We start from the raw sequence: 19,874 nt of genomic DNA on the forward strand, positions 1-19,874 counted from the left end.
CGGCGCCGCATCAGGTTTGAAAGCCCAAACGGCACTTTCCTGGCTGAGACCTGCGGACCTTCCTTTGGCGTCCGCTTTTTCCAGAGCCACCTCGCACCCCTTCCCTACCTACTTCCTCACAGGACGACCCCAATGCGGGAAATCAAACTCCAGGACCTCAAATCGAAAACGCCGGCCGAGCTCGTCTCGTTCGCGGAAGAGAATGGGGTCGAGAATGCCAGCACCATGCGCAAGCAGGAGCTGATGTTCGCAATTCTCAAGCAGCTCGCGATCGCCGAGACCGACATTATCGGTGAAGGCGTTGTCGAGGTGCTGTCCGACGGCTTCGGCTTCCTTCGTTCGCCCGACGCGAACTACCTGCCCGGCCCCGACGACATCTACGTTTCGCCGTCGCAGATCCGCCGTTTCGGCCTGCGCACCGGCGACACGATCGAAGGCCATATCCGCAGCCCGAAGGAAGGCGAACGCTATTTCGCGCTGCTGAAAGTCAACACGCTCAATTTCGAAGATCCGGAAAAGTCGAAGCACAAGGTCAATTTCGACAACCTCACGCCGCTGTTTCCCAATCAGCGTTTCCGCATGGAGCTCGAGGATTCCACCAAGAAGGACCTTTCCGCCCGCGTCATTGATATCGTCGCGCCGATCGGCAAGGGCCAGCGCGCGCTGATCGTGGCGCCGCCGCGCACCGGCAAAACGGTGCTGATGCAGAACATCGCGCACTCCATCACCGCCAATCATCCCGACTGCTATCTGATCGTGCTTCTGATCGACGAGCGTCCGGAAGAAGTTACGGACATGCAGCGCTCGGTGAAGGGCGAGGTGGTGTCGTCGACCTTCGACGAGCCTGCGGTGCGTCACGTCCAGGTCGCCGAGATGGTGATCGAGAAGGCCAAGCGCCTCGTCGAGCACGGCCGCGACGTCGTGATCCTGCTCGATTCGATCACGCGCCTCGGCCGCGCCTACAACACCGTCGTGCCGTCATCCGGCAAGGTGCTGACCGGCGGTGTCGACGCCAACGCGCTGCAGCGTCCGAAGCGCTTCTTCGGTGCCGCGCGCAACATCGAGGAGGGCGGTTCGCTGACCATCATCGCGACCGCGCTGGTCGATACCGGCAGCCGCATGGACGAAGTCATTTTCGAAGAGTTCAAGGGCACCGGTAACTCCGAACTGATCCTCGACCGCAAGGTTTCGGACAAGCGGACCTTCCCGGCGATCGATATTGCCCGTTCCGGCACCCGCAAGGAGGAGCTGATCACTGATCCGCAGGTGCTGAAGAAGATGTACGTCTTGCGCCGCATCCTCAATCCGATGGGCACCATGGACGCCATCGACTTCCTGCTCGACAAGCTCCGCAATACGAAGAGCAACTCGGAATTCTTCGATTCCATGAACACCTGAGGCCACGGCCGAAAAGAACAGGGCGCTCCGCACAAACGGGGCGCCTTTTTTCATGCTGCGGATTTGCTGCAGCGAAGTGCAGCATAAAAGGAGCGGCCCCCGCACTGATTTTTCATATAACTATCTGAATTTATTTATATTTATATCGTAGCTTTGTGATCTAGGTGACGACACCGCAGCAAAATTGCTGCGCGGCTGCTGCAGTGAAATCAGATCATGCTGCGTCGCGGCATTTTGCGGTATGGGGTGCGCAATCGAAGCGGCATTGCCTTTGCCGATTTGCTGGAAGAAATAGGCGATGCATCCGCGCGACCAGACCATCTTCGCATTGTCCTCCGGACGGCCGCCGAGTGCGATCGCCATCGTCAGGTTGTCTGGCCCAATGGCCGAGTCGGTCATTGCAGGACTGGCGGGCAAGACGCCGGTGCCGCGGCTGGCGACCCGCGCGCTGCTCCGCGATTCGAACCATCAACCGATCGATGACGCGGTCGTGCTGTGGTTTCCAGGCCCGGCCAGTGCCACCGGCGAAGACGTCGCCGAATTTCATGTCCATGGCGGACGCGCGGTGTTGGCGGCGATGTTCGATGCGATCGCGGCATTCGACAATGTGCGGCCGGCCGAGCCGGGCGAGTTCACCCGGCGGGCTTTCGAGAACGGCAAGCTCGACCTGACTGAGGCCGAGGGCCTCGACGACCTGATCCACGCCGACACCGACCGTCAAAGGCGCCAGGCGCTGCGCCAGTTGAAGGGGTTGCTCGGCGACCGCGCGCGCGACTGGCGCGAGCGGATCATCGCGGCGTCGGCGCTGATTGAGGCCGGCATCGATTTCTCAGATGAAGGCGATGTGCCGGCCGAGCTGATCGGGCCGGCGCTCGAGAAGATCCGCGCGCTGCATGATGAGATCAAGCAAGTCCTTGCAGGGCAGGGGCTTGGCGAGCGGTTGCGCGACGGCCTGGTGGTCGCGATCGCCGGTCCGCCGAATGTCGGCAAATCAACCCTGATCAATCAGCTCGCCAAGCGCGAGGTCGCGATCGTCTCGCCGCATGCCGGCACGACCCGCGATGTGATCGAGGTGCAGCTCGACCTCGACGGCTATCCGGTGACGGTCATCGACACCGCCGGCATTCGCGAGACCGACGACCCGGTGGAGCAGGAGGGCGTCCGCCGCGCCCGCGCCCGCGCCGCGGAGGCGGACCTCGTGCTGTGGCTGGCCGACAGCGGCGATGCAAAGGCGGGACATGGCGGAGCGACGCCGACCTGGCTGGTGCGGAACAAGATCGACCTGGTCAGGACCGCGGCGGGTGAGGGCGGCAGTTACCCCGAATTCAGGATCTCGGCTGCTCGTGGCGATGGGTTGTCAGAGCTGATCGCCGCGCTGGTCGGGTTCGCTCAGGACTATTTTGGAACCAGCGAAGGCGGCTTGATCAGTCGGACGCGGCAGCGCGGATTGTTGCAGGACACCGTCGAATCCCTTCAGCGCAGCATCGACGTGGTCGGGCAGGGCGAAGAACTGGCGGCGGAGGAACTGCGGCGGGCCGCTTACTCACTCGGTCGTCTGCTCGGCCGGGTGGATGTTGAAGACATCCTGGACGTCATCTTCCGCGAATTCTGCGTCGGGAAGTAGCGGGTGCCCCATCTGTTTCACGTGAAACATGGTTTCGATCTGGTTAAGGAACCCTCATCCTGTTTCACGTGAAACAATTGCCGATCATACAGCCGCACTGTTTCACGTGAAACGGTCCCATCCGTCATTGCGGGCGAAGCGAAGCAGTCCATATTTGCCTCGGGCTTCGGTCTCAGAGCGGCGATCCCAACTTCGTTCTTCCGGCTTTCATGACTCCACGATAGAAGTCCCGGCATGACTTCCAGGGCAGACTCATTTGACGTCATCGTCATCGGCGGCGGCCATGCCGGCTGCGAGGCCGCGAGCGCTTCTGCCCGGATGGGCGCAAAGACCGCCTTGGTGACCCATCGTTTCGCGACGATCGGCGCGATGTCGTGCAATCCCGCCATCGGCGGGCTCGGCAAGGGCCATCTGGTCCGCGAAGTCGATGCCTTGGACGGTTTGATGGGCCGGGTGGCCGACGCCGGCGGCATCCAGTTTCGCATGCTGAATCGTCGGAAAGGTCCAGCGGTTCGTGGCCCCCGGGCGCAGGCCGACCGCAAGCTCTATGCGGCCGCGATGCAGGCCGCGATCACCGAGACCGCGAACCTCAACGTCATCGAAGGCGAGGCGGATGAATTGGTCGTCGTCGATGGTCGCGTGGCCGGCATTTGCCTGGGCGATGGCCGCCGGCTATCGGCGGGGGCGGTTGTCATCACGACCGGGACCTTCCTGCGTGGTCTGATCCATCTCGGCGAGAAGAACTGGCCGGCGGGCCGGGTCGGCGAGGCGCCGGCCATGGGCCTGTCGGCTTCCTTTGAACGTGCAGGGTTTGTGCTCGGCCGGCTCAAGACCGGGACGCCGCCGCGCCTCGACGGCACCACGATCGACTGGTCCGCGGTCGAAATGCAGCCCGGAGACGAGCCTCCGGAACCGTTTTCGGTCATGACTGACCGGATTACGACCCCGCAGATCCAGTGCGGCATCACCCGGACCACGCCGGCGACCCATGAGGTGATCCGCGCCAATGTGCATCGCTCGCCGATGTATTCCGGTCAGATCAAGAGCTCCGGACCGCGCTATTGCCCCTCGATCGAGGACAAGATCGTCCGCTTCGGCGACCGCGACGGCCATCAGATCTTCCTGGAGCCGGAAGGGCTCGACGACACCACGGTCTACCCGAACGGAATCTCGACCTCGCTGCCGGAAGAGGTCCAGCTTGCGATCCTCGCCAGCATCCCCGGCCTTGAACGGGTGACGATGGTCCGGCCGGGCTATGCGATCGAATACGACCACGTCGACCCGCGCGAGCTCGATCCGACCCTGCAGACCAAGCGTCTGCGCGGGCTTTTCCTGGCCGGCCAGATCAATGGCACCACGGGCTATGAGGAGGCGGCGGGGCAGGGCGTTGTCGCCGGGCTCAATGCCGCGCTCGCTGCCGGCGATGCCGATCCGATCGTGTTCGACCGCGCCGATGGCTATCTCGGCGTGATGATCGACGATCTCGTGACCCGCGGGATCACCGAGCCGTATCGCATGTTCACTTCGCGCGCCGAATACCGGCTGACGCTGCGGGCCGACAACGCCGACCAGCGCCTGACCGACATGGGCGTTGCGCTCGGATGCGTCGGAACGGCGCGCGCCGAGCGCCATCGGACCAAGATGGCGGCGCTGGAGGCGGCCAAGATCTTGGCGAAGTCGCTCACGATCACACCGAATGAGGCCGCCAAGCACGGGCTTGCCCTCAATCGTGACGGCAATCGCCGCTCCGCCTTCGAGCTTCTGGCTTATCCGGAGATCGAATGGCCCGCGGTCCGGGCGATCTGGCCGGAGCTGTCGGCCATTGACCCTGCAATCGCGGTGCATCTCGAGATCGATGCCAAATACGATGTCTATCTGAAGCGCCAGACCGCCGATGTCGATGCTTTCCGGCGTGACGAGGGTCTGGTTCTGACCGACGTCGACTATACCGATGTCCCCGGTCTCTCGAACGAAGCGCGCGCCAAGTTGCAGAAGGCGCAGCCGCGGACGGTCGGCCAGGCCGGCCGGATCGACGGCATGACGCCGGCGGCCCTGGGTATTCTGGCGGCCTATCTCCGGCGGGAAGCGCGGCGGAAGACTGCGAAGGCATCCGCCTAGCGTTTCACGTGAAACGGCAGGCCCCGGTCATTGCGAGGAGCGGAAGCGACGAAGCAATCCATCGCTTTCCCAGGTGGCACTATGGATTGCTTCGCTTCGCTCGCAATGACGAGCCCGACCGGCATTCCAGAGAATGGCTTCAATTTCGCAATCCGCCGAACTCAGTGTCTCCGCCAAGGACAAGGCCGCGGCGCTCGCGCTGACGCCTGTTTCACGTGAAACAGAGGCGCGGCTCGACCGCTACATCGCCCTCCTCCTCACGTGGCAGGCCAAGACCAATCTCGTCGCGCCATCGACGCTGCCGACCCTCTGGACCCGCCACGTCTCCGATTCGCTGCAGCTCCTGAGTCTGATGCCGACGGCGAAGTCGTGGGTCGATCTCGGCAGCGGCGGCGGCTTCCCCGGTGTCGTGCTCGCCTGCGCGCTGGCCGAGACTCCGGGCTCGTCGATTCATTTGGTTGAGCGAATCGCCAAGAAGGCGGCATTCTTGCGCGAGGCGATACGGGTGACGGAGTCCCCGGGGGCGGTGCATCTGGCTGATATCGGGGATACTGTGGATAGAATCCCGGGGCCCATCGATTGCGTCACCGCGCGGGCGCTGGCTCCGTTACATCAACTCATCGGCTTTGCGGAGCCCTGGGTCAAAAAGGGCGCCAAGGCGCTGTTTTTGAAGGGTCAAGATGTAGAGGCTGAATTGACCGAGGCCACTAAATATTGGACTATTGAGCCAAAGCTACACTCCAGCCGGACCGGCGGACAGGGCTGGATCGTCGAACTCGGGTCAATCGAGCGGCGCTAGGGGACTCCGCGAGAGCAAATGGTATTTTGGTATGACTGTGATGGACGAGGTTTATCAAGAGGATAAGGCGTCCCAGCCGCCTGGCCATCCGCGCATCCTGTCGCTCGCCAACCAAAAGGGCGGCGTCGGCAAGACCACCACAGCGATCAATCTTGGGACCGCACTCGCTGCGATTGGCGAGCGCGTCCTGATCGTCGATCTCGATCCGCAGGGCAACGCCTCGACCGGCCTCGGCATCGATCGCCGCAACCGCAGCTGCTCGACCTACGACGTCCTGATCGGCGAAGCGCCGCTGCGCGATGCCGTGGTCGCGACCGCGGTGCCGCGGCTGCACATCGCGGCTTCCACCATGGACCTCTCCGGCCTCGAGCTCGAGCTCGGCACCACGCCGGGCCGCGCGTTCCGGCTGCGCGATGCGATCGCAGGGCTGAACAACAACGTCTCGCCGGAAGCCGACTACACCTACGTGCTGATCGACTGCCCGCCCTCGCTCAATTTGCTCACGGTGAATGCGATGGCGGCGTCGGACGCGATCCTGGTGCCGCTGCAATGCGAGTTCTTCGCGCTCGAAGGTCTGTCGCAATTGCTGCAGACCGTGGAGCAGGTGCGCTCGACGCTCAATCCGAGCCTGTCGATCCACGGCATCGTGCTGACCATGTTCGACTCGCGCAACAACCTCTCCAACCAGGTGGTTGCCGACGTGCGCCAGTTCATGGGCGACAAGGTCTACGACACCATGATCCCGCGCAACGTGCGCATCTCGGAAGCACCCTCCTACGGCAAGCCGGTCCTGGTCTACGACCTCAAATGCGCCGGCAGCGATGCGTATCTCAAGCTCGCCACCGAGGTGATCCAGCGCGAGCGCGAGCTGCGCACGCATTGACGTTGCGTAGGATGGGTAGAGCGAAGCGAAACCCATCACTCTCATTGCGAGCCGCGATGGGTTTCGCTTCGCTCTACCCATCCTACGTTTCTTTTGAAATTCAAGTCTGGAGTACTGCGTGTGAATCCAAGGGAGCTCGCAACAATGGCCGATGAAGCGCGTTCGCGACTGGGGCGCGGGCTGGCAAGCCTGATCGGAGATGTCGGCGGCGAGGCGGCCGCGCATGTCGAGCGGCCGCGCAACCAGCGCAAGGTGCCGATCGAATTCCTCAAGGCCAACCCGCGCAACCCGCGGCGCACCTTCGCCGACACCGAGCTCGGCGAGCTTGCCGATTCGATCAGGCAGCGCGGCGTGATCCAGCCGATCGTGGTGCGTGCGATCAAGGGCGCGCAGGACCGCTACGAGATCATCGCCGGCGAGCGCCGCTGGCGCGCCTCGCAACTCGCCGGCCTGCACGAAGTGCCGATCGTGCCGGTCGAGGTCTCTGATTCCGACGCGCTCGAGATCATGATCATCGAGAACGTCCAGCGCGAAGACCTCAATGCGATGGAAGAGGCGCAGGGCTATCACGCGCTCGCCGACGAGTTCAAACGCAGCCAGGAAGAGATCGCCAAGATCGTCGGCAAGAGCCGCAGCCATGTCGCCAACATGATGCGGCTGACCAAGCTGCCGCCTGAGGTGCAGGCGCTGATCTCGAAGGGCGATCTCTCCGCCGGCCACGCCCGCGCGCTGATCGGCGTGCCGGATCCGCTCGCTGCAGCGAAGCGCATCGTCGCCGAGGGTCTCAACGTTCGCCAGGCCGAGGCGCTGGCGCATGAGGAGGGCGTGCCGGAGCGCAAGCCGCAGAAGGCGCGCAGTGGCAGCGCGGCCAAGGTCGACAAGGATGCCGACACGCTGGCGCTCGAGAAGCGCGTCAGCGATGCGCTCGGCCTTGCCGTCACCGTCAGCCATCGCGATCCCGGCGGCACCGTCCAGATCAGCTACCGCAACCTCGAGCAGCTCGACGAAGTGGTGCGGCGGCTGGAGGGCGGTTAGTTTTTCCGTCGTCCCTCCACGTCATTGCGAGGAGCGATAGCGACGAAGCAATCCATCTTTCCGCGCGTGCGGAGCGGTGGATTGCTTCGCTTCGCTCGCAATGACGTCTCCAAATACAGCTCGATATCACCCCCGCCGCTTCGCATTCGCCGCGATCGAGAGCAGCGCGCGCTGCGCGATCACGGCGGCGAGCGAGGCCTGCTTGCGCATGTCGAGTGCCGCGGTGGCGAGCTGATCGATCACGTTCACCAGCCGCGGCGGCGTGAAATTGCGCAGCGCGATCTCGACCGCGGGTTTGCGCGAGAAGTGCAGCCGCGGGAATCCGCCTTCGAGCACGGCTGACGCCGGCGTGCCGTCCGCGATCGCGAGCGCTGATTTGTGCAGCCATGCCGCCTGGCGCTGCGCGGCCGAGATGATCACGCCGGGATAGGTGCCGGCGACCATTGCCTTGGTGAACTCGCTCTCGACCAGCGCGGCGTTGCCGGCGAAGGCCCCGTCGACGATCGGATCGAGCTTCAGCTCGGAGGCGTCGGACACCACGGTCATGACGTCCTCGAGCGTGATCTCGCCCTTGCCGTGCGCGAATAGCGCCAGCTTGCGCAGCTCGTTGCGCGAGGCCATGCGGTCGCCGCCGAGCAGCGACATCAGCACCGCGCGCGCATCCTGCGCGAGCCGCAGATTCGATACGCGCAGCTCGTCCTCGATCAGCTTGGTCAGATCGCGCTCGGTGTCGGGATAGCAGCCGATCGCCACTGCATTCTTGGCGCGCTCGCAGATCTTGCGCAGCGGCGATTCCGGCCTGAGCTCGCCGGCCTCGATCACGATGCGGCAATCCCTGAGCGCCGTGGTCTCGGTCAGCGTCTCGACGCCGCTTGAGAAGTTGCGCGAGCCGGCGCGGACGCGGATGGCGCGGCGGCCGCCGAACAGCGGCACCGTCATGGCCTCGTCGACCAGCCGCGACGGTTCGGCGGCGAGTTCGTCGCCATCGAGCCGCACCAGCGAGAATGGATCGTTGGGATCGTCGACCGCGGAGGCCATCAGCGCGTCGGCACGCTCGCGCACCAGCCCGAGGTCCGGGCCGTACAGCAGGATGATCGGACGACCGGCGTCAGGCCGGGTGAGGAAGCTGTCGATCTCTTTTCCGCGAAGCGCGACCATCTCGCCTTAAACTGTCATTCCGGGGCGCCTCGTCAGAGGCGAACCCGGAATCTCGATCCATCATCTCCAGATTCCGGGTTCGCGCCGGTGGCGCGCCCCGGAATGACCTCCCGCCTCAGGTTCCGGTGGAGAAGAAGGAGGCGAGGCGGGTCTGGATGTTGTCGGCGATCTCCTGCGCGGCGCGGTCCTCGGCGTCGCGGAAAGCGCGGGCGCGGGCGAAGCGCTGGTAGGAGCCGGGCATGTCATAGGACACGCGCGAGAACGTGGTGCCGGTCATGACCGACTTGTTCGAGGCGATCTCGATCAGGTTGAACTGGGCGTCGATGGCGTAGTTCTCGCTGGTCGGCAGCGCGGTGGCCGGATCGATCATCAGCGAGGAGCGGCTGGTGTTGAAGCGCAGCACCAGCCGATGCGTCGGCGGCATGCCGGTGGCGGTGCCGTAGAGCTTGAAGGCGAGGGCGTTGCGGACCTCGACGCCGACCCGGGCCTCGCGCGAGGCGTTCGGCTTGTCGACCGGCGGAACCTCGACGCCCATCAGCTTCTCGCGCAGGGCGGACGACTGGCCGTCGAGGGTGCGCTCGGCATACATCGGCTGGAAGCATCCGGCCGTCAGCGCGGCCAAGGCAGCCACGGCCACGAGCCGGGCGGCGATCCTGATCCTAGCCGACAACATTGACGATCCTCATGGGCACCACGATCACCTTGCGGACGGGTTTGCCGCCCAAGGCGGCTTTTACCGCATCGAGCGCCAAAACGGCAGCCTCTATATCCGCATTTTGGGCCGCCCGTGGCACGGTAACATCACCTCGTTTTTTACCGTTGACCTGGACGACCAGGGTCACGCTGTCTTCGACCAGCAAATCGCGTTCGATTTGCGGCCAATCGGCCTCGGAAACCAGCCCGGTCTGGCCCAGAACCACCCAGCACTCCTCGGCCAGATGCGGCATCATCGGCGAAAACAGCTGCACCAGGATGGTCGCCGCCTCCTTGACGGCCCAAGAAACATCTGGAGCCAGGTCCGGCGCCGGCTTGTCGCCCTTTGCCAGCACCTCGGACAGCGCATTGGCGAACTCGCGGATATGGGCGAGACACACGTTGAAATGCAGCCGCTCGATCCCGGACGACACCTTGTCGAGCGCGCCATGGGCGGCCTTGCGCAGCGCCAGCGCCTCGGCTCCGAACGTGGCCGGCCGGGCCGCCGGCGCCGTCTTGGCAATCTCGGCCGATTCGTTCACCAGCCGCCACAGCCGCTGCACGAAGCGTGAGGCGCCCTGCACGCGCTCGTCGCTCCAGATCACGTCGCGGTCCGGCGGCGAGTCCGACAGCATGAACCAGCGCGCGACGTCGGCGCCGTAGCTCGCGATGATGTCGTCGGGGTCGACGGTGTTCTTCTTCGACTTCGACATCTTCTCGATCGGGCCGATCGCGACGTCCTCGCCGGTCGCCATCAGCACCGCGCGGCGGCCGTTGCCGCCAACCTCGATCTTCACCTCGGCCGGCGTGACCCAGCTGCCGTCGGCCTTCTGGTAGGTCTCGTGCACCACCATGCCCTGGGTGAACATGCCGGCGAACGGCTCGCTCATGTCGACGTGGCCGGTGGCCTTCATCGCGCGGGTGAAGAAGCGGCTGTAGAGCAGATGCAGGATCGCGTGCTCGACGCCGCCGATATACTGATCGACCGGCATCATCCGGTTGGCGACCGCAGGCGTGGTCGGCGCGGTCTCGTTCCACGGGTCGGTGAAGCGCGCGAAATACCAGGACGAGTCCACGAAGGTGTCCATCGTGTCGGTCTCGCGCACGGCCTTGGCCCCGCACTTCGGGCAGCTGACGTGCTTCCAGGTCGGGTGATGGTCGAGCGCGTTGCCCGGCTTGTCGAAGCTGACATCCTCCGGCAGCGTCACCGGCAGCTGGTCGTCGGGCACCGGCACCACGTCGCATTTCGGACAGTGGATCACCGGGATCGGGCAGCCCCAGTAGCGCTGGCGTGAAATGCCCCAGTCGCGCAGCCGGAAATTCACCTGCCGCTCGCCGACCGGCGCATTACCGCGGACTTCGCTTTCCAGCCGCTTGGCGACCTCTTCCTTGGCCGCTTCGATGGTCATGCCGTCGAGGAAGCGCGAATTGATCATGCGGCCGTCGCCGTCATAGGCGACGTCGGTGATGACGAACGTCTTCGGGTCCTGGCCCTCGGGGCAGACCACCGGCGTATTGCCGAGATTGTACTTGTTGACGAAGTCGAGGTCGCGCTGGTCGTGCGCCGGGCAGCCGAAGATCGCGCCGGTGCCGTATTCCATCAGCACGAAGTTCGCGACATAGACCGGCAGCTTCCAGCTCGGATCGAACGGATGCACCGCCTTGATGCCCGTGTCGAAACCCTGCTTCTCGGCGGTGTCGATGATCGACTGCGCGGTGCCGATCTTCTTGATGTCGGCGATGAACTCCGCGAGCTTCGGGTTCTTCGCGGCAGCCGCTACCGCCAGCGGATGATCCGCCGAGATCGCCATGAACTCGGCGCCGAACAGCGTGTCCGGCCGCGTGGTGAAGATCTTCAGCTCGCTCTCGCCGGCCGGCGTGGTCGCCGCATCCAGCGCGAAGCGGATCAACAGGCCCTCGGAGCGGCCGATCCAGTTGCGCTGCATCAGCCGCACCTTGTCGGGCCAGCGGTCGAGACCATCCAGCGCTTCCAGGAGCTCCTGCGAGTACTTCGTGATCTTGAAGACCCACTGGCTCATCTCGCGCTGCTCGACGACGGCGCCCGAGCGCCAGCCGCGGCCGTCGATCACCTGCTCGTTGGCGAGCACGGTCATGTCGACCGGATCCCAGTTCAGCTTGCGCTTCTCGCGCTCGGCGAGGCCGGCGCGCAGCATGTCCAAAAACATCTTCTGCTGATGCTTGTAGTAGCCGGGGTCGCAGGTCGCGAACTCGCGCGACCAGTCGAGCGACAGGCCGATCGACCGCAGCTGTTTCTTCATCGCGGCGATGTTGTCGTAGGTCCAGGCCTTCGGCGCCACCTTGCGCTCGATCGCGGCATTCTCCGCCGGCAGGCCGAACGCGTCCCAGCCCATCGGGTGCAGCACGTTGTAGCCCCTGGCGCGCATGAAGCGGGCCAGCACGTCGCCGAGCGTGTAGTTGCGGACATGGCCGATATGGATGCGCCCCGACGGATAGGGGAACATCTCGAGCACGTAGTATTTCGGCCGCGGATCGTCGTTCTTGGAGGCGAAGATCGCCTTTTCGTCCCACAGGCGCTGCCAGCGGGGCTCGGATTCACGGGCGTTATAGCGTTCGGCGGTCATGAAATCGCAGGGATTTTGGGTGGCTCTGGGTGATTTTCGGGCCCCGTCCGGGGACGGCGGACTAGGCCACAAAAGCGCCTGCGCGGTCAACGGCTTGGGCCTCTAAACGTCCCATCCCCTCGCGCAGCCGCCCTGCCGCTGTCGCAGGGGCGCCGTCTGCAGCCTTCTCGACGTCCTGGCGAAGGCCTGGACCACAGAGCTTTGTCGAGGAAGGGATCGTGGCCCCAGCTTCGCGCAATAATAAACGGTGGGGGTAATGGGTCCTGGCCTTCGCCAGGACGACGCTGAATATGCGGCGTCGCCGATGGTTATGGTTCCGCGCTCATGGCGCGGCTCGATCACGCACGATCTCAACTCGCCAGCGCCATCCCGGCTTCGTCCAGCGTCTGCAGGAACCCGTGCTCGATCACGGCATTCCTGCCGCGGCGCTTGGCGGCGTAGAGGGCGGCATCCGCCGCTTCGATCAGGTCGCCGGGGCGCTGGGTCTCGTTCGGCTTGGTCGTCGCGACGCCGACGCTGACGGTAACGACGCAATGGCTCGAGGACGCGTGCGGCACGGCGAGGCCGAGCACGGCGGTGCGCACGGTCTCGCCGATCGCGAGCGCATGCGCGGCGTCGGTGTTCGGCAGCAAGAGGCAGAATTCCTCGCCGCCATAGCGGCCGGCGAAGCCCATGGCGTCGGCGGCGATCCCGGACAGCGCTTCGCCGATTCGGGTCAGGCAGGCATCGCCTTCGGGATGGCCGTAGGTGTCGTTGTAGAGCTTGAAGTGATCGACATCGATCATCATCAGCGACAGCTCGCATTCATATTGCTGCGCCCGCATCCATTCGAAGTCGAGCCGGCTCTGGAAGCCGCGGCGGTTGGCAAGGCCCGACAGCGCGTCGATCGAGGCCATCACGGTGAGACGATCGTTGGAGGCGACGAGCTCGCGCTCGCGCTGGCTGAGCTGCGCCGCCATCGCGTTGAAGGCGCGCGCCAGCGGCACGAATTCCGCCGGCAGCTTGTGCTTGGCGACGCGCGCCGACCAGTCGCCCTCGCCGAACCGCCGCGCCATGCCGGTCATCAGCTCGATCGGATGGATGACGAGCCGCTCGGCGCCGACCAGTGCACCCAACAAGACGAAAAGGCAGACAAAGCCGAGCTGCAGATAGGCGGTGCGGATCTCGCGGTTGATCGCCGCGGTCACCTTGGCCTCGTCCATGCTCACGATCAGCCGGGATTGCGTGCCGGCGATGCGCGCGAAGCTCAGCGTGCGCTGTGCGCCGTCGGACGCGGTGAACGACACCGAGCCGGACGGCTCGTCATAGCTCAGCGCCTTCTCGGCGATCGCCGCCATCAGCGGGATGGTGTCGAGCGAGCGGCCGATCAGGCTCGCATGATCGGCGGGCGCGGCGATCACGACGCCGGTAGAGTCGACCAGCACGGCCGACATGCCGGGCTGGCCGCCGAGATTGGCCATGATCTGCGACAGCCAGTCGATATTGATGCCGGCGACCACCACGGCATCCTGCTCCGGATTGATCGCGGCGACCGGATAGGCGGCCATCATCATCGGGCGGCCATTGGTCCTGCCGCGCAGATAGTCGCTGAACACGAAGCCGCGGTTGTCCTGCGCCTTCTTGAAATATTCGCGGTCGCCGACATTGAGGCCGACCTGGACGTTGAGGGTCGAGCATTGCACCAGCCCGTCCCTGGAGACGAACATGATGCTGCGGATCCAGGGCAGCACCGTCGGCAGGCTGGCGCGCAGCACCTCGCAGCTCTGCGCGATGCCGCCGGAGGCGCGGATATAGGCGGCGGATTTCAGCATGGTCTCGACCGAGGAGACCACCTCGCGCTGGGTTTCCGCGGCATGCGCGGTGAGGCTGGCATAGCCGGCCGCGGCCTGCGCGATCTGCTTGCTGCGGGAATCCTCCAGCGTGCGGACGCGGTCCAGCATCAGGGGCGCGACCAGCATCAGCGCAAGCAAGGCCAGCCGGGCACGAATTCCCAGAACCTTCTTGAGCCTGACCCGGTTGCGGTTGAAAGTGACGCCCGACATTCTATTCCCTTGCCCGTGCGCAAGTTAGAATGCAGGGCTTCAAAAAGCCTTTCCCGAATTTGGTAAAATTCGAGCCAACCCCCGCACCTGTCAGAGAACGGCACAAGCATGACGCAAAGCCCGACCACGCCGTTACCGGCCGATTCACCACATGGCCTAGCCGCCGTCGAACGCGAGATCGCGCATGCCTGCAAGGAAGCGCGGCGCGACCGCGCGTCGGTGACCTTGATCGCGGTGTCGAAGACGTTCGCGGCCGACGCAATTTTGCCGATTATTGGCGCCGGACAGCGCGTATTTGGCGAAAATCGCGTCCAGGAGGCCAAGGGCAAGTGGCCGGCGCTAACCCAGGCTCATCCGGGATTGCAGCTGCATCTAATCGGACCGTTGCAGTCGAACAAGGCCAAGGAGGCCGTCGCGCTGTTCGATGCGATCCATTCGGTCGATCGCGCCAGCATTTGCGAAGCGTTAGCCAAGGAAATCAAAAATCAAGGCAAGCACCCGGAACTGTTCGTCCAGATCAATACCGGCGAGGAGCCGCAGAAGGCCGGCGTCGCGCCGCAGGACGCAGATACCTTCATCGCGGCATGCCGTGACACCTACGGCCTGCAGATATCAGGACTGATGTGCATCCCGCCGGTCGACCAGGCGCCGGCGCCGCACTTCGCGCTCTGCGCCAAGATCGCCGCGCGCAACGGGCTGACGAATCTCTCGATGGGCATGAGCGCGGACTTTGCCGTCGCGATCCAGATGGGGGCCACCCATGTGCGGGTGGGCTCGGCGATCTTCGGGACGCGGACGGTACCGCATAACTAGTGTCGTCCTGGCGAAAGCCAGGACCCATACTCCGCGGCCATTGCAAGGGACACGCGGCCAGATCGGCGGACAACAATTCACTTCGGTGGTTATGGGTCCCTGCTTTCGCACTAGCACTACTTTGGCAGATTGTGTTTTCGCCGCTGTTTTTCAGGGATTTCCTTTCGGCAATATGGGCACTGCTGAGGCGGCGGCCGAAGGATGAGATCGACGATGGCGTGACGTACGGCTGGCATGGTTGGCTGAGGCGGAGGCCCGTTGATTCTTTTTTTTCCGCCCCGCGTATGCGAGGCGACGATGTTGCAGGAAGGCGTAGGCAATCATTGTCATCAAGGCGTGGCGATGAAGACCTTGCCATGACCGCCCTTCGAAGTGATCAAGTCCAAGCTCCTCCTTCAGCTGTTGATGCGCCTGCTCACAAATCCACCGTGCCTTGATGGTGGCGGCCAGCGTGCGCAGATCCGTCGCCGCCGGAAGATTGGCGAGATAGTATTTCTTCTCCCCGGAGGCACGTTGCTCACCAATGAGCCAGGCTTCGTCGCCTGGCAGATGCTGCTGACCTTTATCCCATATTCGCTGCGGAGGGCCGTTGGCGGTGCGGACACGGAGAGCAGCAAATCGAGCTTTGAGCCGACCTTTCGTCCCGCTACGCCAACTCAGGGTTTTCCATTTGGCGCTGGCCAGCATTTGTTCGGCCGCAATCGATAAGATATCGGGCACGTGGTGCTTTCGTGGTTTGCCACGGACTTTGGTGATCGGCCAAATGAGCTTCACATCGACCGGATACACTTTCTGGTGCCGAGGGATACCGACAGCCCAGGTCAGCCCGCGCTCTGTTAGCCCTTGTCGAAACGGTGCGCTGAGGCCGTATCCTGCATCCGCCAGCACACATCCAAAGCGCATGTTGGCTGCCATCGCGCGGTCAATCTCGGCCAAAGCGATCTCCGGCTTGGACCGTGGCGTTCGGTGTTCGACTGGCACGCGAGCGCGCTTCAAACGAGACATGTCGCTTGTCCAGCTGTCAGGCAGAAAGAGACGTAACGCGACCATCACTGGCACTTCGCCGCGTGCAAGCGTTAAAGACACCAGCGTTTGGCAATTTGCGGTTTTACCGAGAGCCGACGCGTATTGAGCCGCAACACCGACCGATCGCTCACCCTTCTTGGGAAGTGAGGTGTCATCGATAACCAGCATCGCATCCCTGCCGCCGACAAGTCGGTCCGCCTGGTTGAGCAGCTCCGTCTCCAGCGGCGTCGCATCCCAGACACCGTCCGCAATGAAATGGTGCAACTGGTCGTAGTTGCTCGTGGCAAGGCGTTCCGCCATCGGCTGAACGCTCTTGCGATCGCCCGGACCGATCAATCCCGCAACATACAGAGGACACATCCGCTGCCGGGTCTTATGACCCAGCCGGTCCAAGAACGGCATTAGCCAGCGTTCGAGTTCGTCTTCCCATCTCGGCATGGTCAGCCCTCCAAGAGCCGACCACCCATGAATCATTGAAAAATTGATTCGGGAATCCTATAAAACGCGGCAAAATCAACAATCTGCCAAAGTAGTGCTAGGGCATGCACACATTTCTGAGGCTCCATCCGAGAGCGACGGCGCGGAAGTAATCGAGACCGTTTTTGAAGGTGATGGGGCCTGGTGGCTTGGAGGACGGATAGCCGTCCCATCCTCCAATGCGGCCGATAATCCAGGCCGCCCAGGCAAGACGATCGGACGGATGCGGGTTCTTCAGTCGTCTGTTCCTGGCTTCAAGCTGCTGATTGAGGGCGGTCAACGCATCGATCTCGCTGGGATTGAAGGCAACGTGAAGCGACTGCTGGCTCCCGTTGCGCGCTTGCAGGAGCTGGATGGTGATGATCGCGGCCTTGGCAGCGATGGCAACCAATTTGAGAAGCCGGCCGGCGGTGCCGATCTGGCTATCCTCGAGCTTGAAGCCCTGCGTCTTGAGGACGCGGAAGAACTGCTCGATGATCCAGCGCTGCTTGTACCAGGCGACAATGCGCCAGGCATCGTCTGAACTGGTGACCTCGTGAGAGGTGAGAAGACGCCAGTGCAACGGCTCGACGTTGGGATCGGCATTGATCTCGCGGACGTCAACGATGGCCAGATGCAGGCTTTTCGGCAAATGGCGCAGGAACTTGCTTTGCGGCCGGGCCAGCTCGATTGCGCCGAAGCGAAGTTCGAGGTCCATCGGACGTGCAGGCCGCCCCGCACGCGCAGGCAACTCGATGATGCGACGCTCTACCGCCGTCATGGCGTCGATCGCCGCATACAAACCCGTCGTGTCGGCCAGCTTGCGATCATGCATGCTGCGGGCGATCACGCGGTAGTCTTGCTCGGCTGCGCTGGCATAAAGAGCAAAGATGTCGCTCTCGCGGTCACCAAGCAGGGTCACCATTGCAGCACCGGTAAGCAGCGGCTTGGCCGCAAGGGCGGTGGCAATCCAGCGCTGCGATTCCTTGTCCGACAGGTCGCGGCTGTCATGCGAGACGCTCCGAGGGCCTTCACGCGTCCACACCTCGCCGCTCAAAAGTCCCAGGCAGGTGCCATTGTCCGCATCCACCGCCAGCATCGGGTGCAGCAGCACGCCGTGGTGATTGCCCTTGCCGATCTCCCCGAGCCCGCGCCGGCGTTGCGGCGTGGTGTTGAAGTGGATCTCGCTGGTGTCCTGGATCGCCAAAACATGGCGGCCTGTAACCGCCGCAGCCGTGCTTTCGCTCCAGCTTTCGATGATGCGCTCCTTCGTCACCTTGGAGTTACCGAGAAAGCGGTTGAACCGCACCTCCAGCGCGCGGTCTCCCTTGGAAAGCCGCCGAAGGCATACATCCTTGCCCGCGACCATGCGTCCGATGAGCGCCGCCCCCCTTTATCGAGACGACCATCCTCGAACCGGCCCAACGTCCAGTCAATCCGCGACAACATGCTGGCACCTCCGCCCAAGCCGAAGTGCCGTAATAGAAGTCACCGAGACCCCCGATTCTGGAATCCCCAATCTCTGACCCGAGTCAATCCGTCGCACCAGATGTGTGCATCCCCTAGTGCTTTCGCAGGGACGACAGCGGTGTGTGTGGCGCGTGCGCGGCCTACACGAACCGCACCGACACTTTTCCGATCGCGCCAAAATCGGCGGCGAATTTATCGCCGGCGGTGATCGGCAGCGGGGGATGGCAGGTGCCCGTGGTGACGACTTCCTCTGCCCGCAAGGTCAGCCCGAGCGCGCGCAGCTCGTTGGCGCACCAGGCGAGCGCTGCGCGGGGATCGCCGAGCACGTTCTTGCCATGGCCGATATAGCGCTCGCCGCGCAGCGTGATGACCGGGCGGTCCTCGACCAGATCGATCGCGCGCCAGTCCGCTGTCGTTGCGGGTCCGAGCACGAACAGATGCGCGCAGGCGTTGTCGGCAATCAGCTGCGCTTCGCCGGCGGAGGCGAAATCGGCGAAACGCGAATCCGGAATCTCGATCGCCGGATGCAGCGTGCCGACGGCCTCCAACACCTCCTGCACGCTGTAAGGCGTCGTGCGCGGCGCGAGATCGCGCGCCATGCGGAAGGCGTATTCCGGCTCGCCGACGCGCATCTCGTTGCCCTGCATCGACGCGGTGCCGCCATCCGGTATCACCGTCTCGGCAAGGATGCGCCCGGCGAGCGGTCCGGCGACATTGATGTGCTTCTGGCCGGCCGCGCTGGTCGCCGCGATCTTCCAGCCGAACAGTTTTTCGCGCGACTTCTTTTCCAGCCCGGCCTGCACCGCATAGCCCGCGGCGCGATCGCGCGGCCGAATTGCGCCATCGAGCGCGCCGAGTTTTGTTCCCGCGTGCCAGTGATCGTGCAGGACTTTTGCGGCGGCCGCGATTTTTTCGTTGTCGAGCATGCTTTTTCACTCCCGCGGGAATTATTTTCTGTTGTGTGCAATCTCAGCACAAACGCGTCGCGCCTGTCGCGTGGGAAAACCGATGCTGAGCTACTCCACCACCCTACCCAATAACGATCCGGGTTTGCGGCGACATCCGCCGCAACAGCCGCAGCATCGAGGCCTTTGTCATCGAGACGCAGCCCGCGGTCGGCGAAAAGTTCGGCCGCGCCAGATGCAGGAATACGGCGCTGCCGCGGCCGGCGACGCGCGGTGCGGCGTTGTGGTCGATCTCGATAATGAAGTCGTAGAGATGGTCTTCGCGAGTCAGGCGGTCGCCGCCTTGCATCCGATCGAGCCGGATCGGCTGGTTGTAGTGACGGTCGGCGGGGTCCTCGCACCAGGCGTCCTCGCGGCGGATCGGCCGGGTTGGCAGGAAAGTCGCCGGACGCTGGTGCCGGTCGGCGCGCCACCAGAGCTGGCGCGGATGGAAGACGCCGCGCGGCGTGCCGCCGTCGCCCTCGCGCTTGTTGGCGAGGATTCCGCCGCGCCCGAGCGCCACCGGCACGGTCCAGCCGTCGGCCGACAGCCAGCCCCGGCGCGGGTCGCCGGCGGCTGCTCGGACCTCGATGATGGAGAGCGGGCGATCACGTTTGGCTGTCATATAAGTGATTGAAATAGCTGACCTTCCCTTAAGAATCGTTCCAAACTGAGCTTGCCTTGGAGGTTCAGAACATTCTATCTCCCGGCATTACAGGACATTCACGTCCTGCCCCGCCGGATTTGAGGTAGACTGCGTTACCTTGTGAATCGGTAACAATCGCCTACCTGAACACATATCTAGCCGATGT

General features: G+C 64.1%; 16 protein-coding genes. 7 read left to right on the forward strand and 9 right to left on the reverse strand.

Features of this window, described 5'->3' with window-relative positions; genetic code table 11:
* The first annotated feature begins 132 nt into the window (after nucleotides 1–132).
* On the forward strand, nucleotides 133–1,398 hold the full coding sequence (gene rho, locus ACVIYL_RS09225) for a transcription termination factor Rho (RefSeq protein ID WP_021078151.1): 1,266 nt from the start codon (nucleotides 133–135) through the stop codon (nucleotides 1,396–1,398).
* Between the two features lie 120 nt (nucleotides 1,399–1,518).
* On the opposite strand, the gene ACVIYL_RS09230 is transcribed toward rho, so the two are convergent.
* The gene (locus ACVIYL_RS09230) at nucleotides 1,519–1,797 is read right to left on the reverse strand and encodes a hypothetical protein (RefSeq protein ID WP_283072194.1); all 279 of its coding nucleotides are present in this window, start codon (nucleotides 1,795–1,797) and stop codon (nucleotides 1,519–1,521) included.
* Here ACVIYL_RS09230 and mnmE point away from each other — a divergent pair.
* From mnmE to ACVIYL_RS09255, 5 genes are all read left to right on the forward strand, one after another.
* Nucleotides 1,697–3,022: a tRNA uridine-5-carboxymethylaminomethyl(34) synthesis GTPase MnmE gene (gene mnmE / locus ACVIYL_RS09235; RefSeq protein ID WP_456778342.1), complete on the forward strand. Its 1,326-nt coding sequence runs from the start codon at nucleotides 1,697–1,699 to the stop codon at nucleotides 3,020–3,022. The genes ACVIYL_RS09230 and mnmE overlap by 101 nt on opposite strands.
* A gap of 234 nt (nucleotides 3,023–3,256) precedes the next feature.
* Nucleotides 3,257–5,140 carry a tRNA uridine-5-carboxymethylaminomethyl(34) synthesis enzyme MnmG gene (mnmG, locus tag ACVIYL_RS09240; RefSeq protein ID WP_456778343.1) on the forward strand — a complete coding sequence of 628 codons (1,884 nt, stop codon included), beginning with the start codon at nucleotides 3,257–3,259 and terminating at the stop codon, nucleotides 5,138–5,140.
* A 133-nt stretch (nucleotides 5,141–5,273) separates the two neighbouring features.
* On the forward strand, nucleotides 5,274–5,939 hold the full coding sequence (rsmG, locus tag ACVIYL_RS09245; protein ID WP_456778344.1) for a 16S rRNA (guanine(527)-N(7))-methyltransferase RsmG: 666 nt from the start codon (nucleotides 5,274–5,276) through the stop codon (nucleotides 5,937–5,939).
* A gap of 31 nt (nucleotides 5,940–5,970) precedes the next feature.
* Entirely contained in the window at nucleotides 5,971–6,822 is an 852-nt protein-coding gene (locus ACVIYL_RS09250; protein WP_028342002.1) for a ParA family protein, read from the forward strand.
* Between the two features lie 144 nt (nucleotides 6,823–6,966).
* Nucleotides 6,967–7,857: a ParB/RepB/Spo0J family partition protein gene (locus tag ACVIYL_RS09255; protein ID WP_229190427.1), complete on the forward strand. Its 891-nt coding sequence runs from the start codon at nucleotides 6,967–6,969 to the stop codon at nucleotides 7,855–7,857.
* A 126-nt stretch (nucleotides 7,858–7,983) separates the two neighbouring features.
* Here the strand turns inward: ACVIYL_RS09255 and holA are convergent, their stop codons facing one another.
* The 4 genes from holA to ACVIYL_RS09275 all read right to left on the reverse strand — a co-directional run bounded on the left by holA (nucleotide 7,984) and on the right by ACVIYL_RS09275 (nucleotide 14,353).
* Nucleotides 7,984–9,015 carry a DNA polymerase III subunit delta gene (gene holA, locus ACVIYL_RS09260; protein ID WP_456778345.1) on the reverse strand — a complete coding sequence of 344 codons (1,032 nt, stop codon included), beginning with the start codon at nucleotides 9,013–9,015 and terminating at the stop codon, nucleotides 7,984–7,986.
* A 115-nt stretch (nucleotides 9,016–9,130) separates the two neighbouring features.
* On the reverse strand, nucleotides 9,131–9,688 hold the full coding sequence (lptE, locus tag ACVIYL_RS09265; RefSeq protein ID WP_076833672.1) for an LPS assembly lipoprotein LptE: 558 nt from the start codon (nucleotides 9,686–9,688) through the stop codon (nucleotides 9,131–9,133).
* Nucleotides 9,675–12,311, reverse strand: coding sequence for a leucine--tRNA ligase (gene leuS, locus ACVIYL_RS09270; RefSeq protein ID WP_456778346.1), 2,637 nt, complete (start codon nucleotides 12,309–12,311; stop codon nucleotides 9,675–9,677). Before leuS ends, lptE begins: the two co-directional genes overlap by 14 nt.
* 350 nt (nucleotides 12,312–12,661) lie before the next feature.
* Nucleotides 12,662–14,353 (reverse strand): sensor domain-containing diguanylate cyclase, encoded by a 1,692-nt coding sequence (locus ACVIYL_RS09275; protein WP_456778347.1) that lies wholly within the window; start codon nucleotides 14,351–14,353, stop codon nucleotides 12,662–12,664.
* A gap of 108 nt (nucleotides 14,354–14,461) precedes the next feature.
* On the opposite strand from ACVIYL_RS09275, the gene ACVIYL_RS09280 reads away from it, so the two are divergent.
* Nucleotides 14,462–15,166, forward strand: a complete 705-nt coding sequence (locus ACVIYL_RS09280; RefSeq protein WP_253605691.1) for a YggS family pyridoxal phosphate-dependent enzyme — start codon at nucleotides 14,462–14,464, stop codon at nucleotides 15,164–15,166.
* A gap of 150 nt (nucleotides 15,167–15,316) precedes the next feature.
* Here the strand turns inward: ACVIYL_RS09280 and ACVIYL_RS09285 are convergent, their stop codons facing one another.
* From ACVIYL_RS09285 to ACVIYL_RS09300, 4 genes are all read right to left on the reverse strand, one after another.
* Nucleotides 15,317–16,666 carry an IS701 family transposase gene (locus tag ACVIYL_RS09285; RefSeq protein WP_456778199.1) on the reverse strand — a complete coding sequence of 450 codons (1,350 nt, stop codon included), beginning with the start codon at nucleotides 16,664–16,666 and terminating at the stop codon, nucleotides 15,317–15,319.
* Between the two features lie 61 nt (nucleotides 16,667–16,727).
* The gene (locus ACVIYL_RS09290; RefSeq protein WP_225642830.1) at nucleotides 16,728–18,017 is read right to left on the reverse strand and encodes an IS4 family transposase; all 1,290 of its coding nucleotides are present in this window, start codon (nucleotides 18,015–18,017) and stop codon (nucleotides 16,728–16,730) included.
* A 241-nt stretch (nucleotides 18,018–18,258) separates the two neighbouring features.
* Complete coding sequence (locus ACVIYL_RS09295) at nucleotides 18,259–19,044, reverse strand: 2-keto-4-pentenoate hydratase (protein ID WP_456778348.1); 786 nt, start codon at nucleotides 19,042–19,044, stop codon at nucleotides 18,259–18,261.
* 103 nt (nucleotides 19,045–19,147) lie between these two features.
* Nucleotides 19,148–19,687 carry a L,D-transpeptidase family protein gene (locus tag ACVIYL_RS09300; RefSeq protein WP_253605687.1) on the reverse strand — a complete coding sequence of 180 codons (540 nt, stop codon included), beginning with the start codon at nucleotides 19,685–19,687 and terminating at the stop codon, nucleotides 19,148–19,150.
* Between the last annotated feature and the right edge of the window lie 187 nt (nucleotides 19,688–19,874).

Source organism: Bradyrhizobium sp. USDA 3315, from assembly GCF_054056795.1.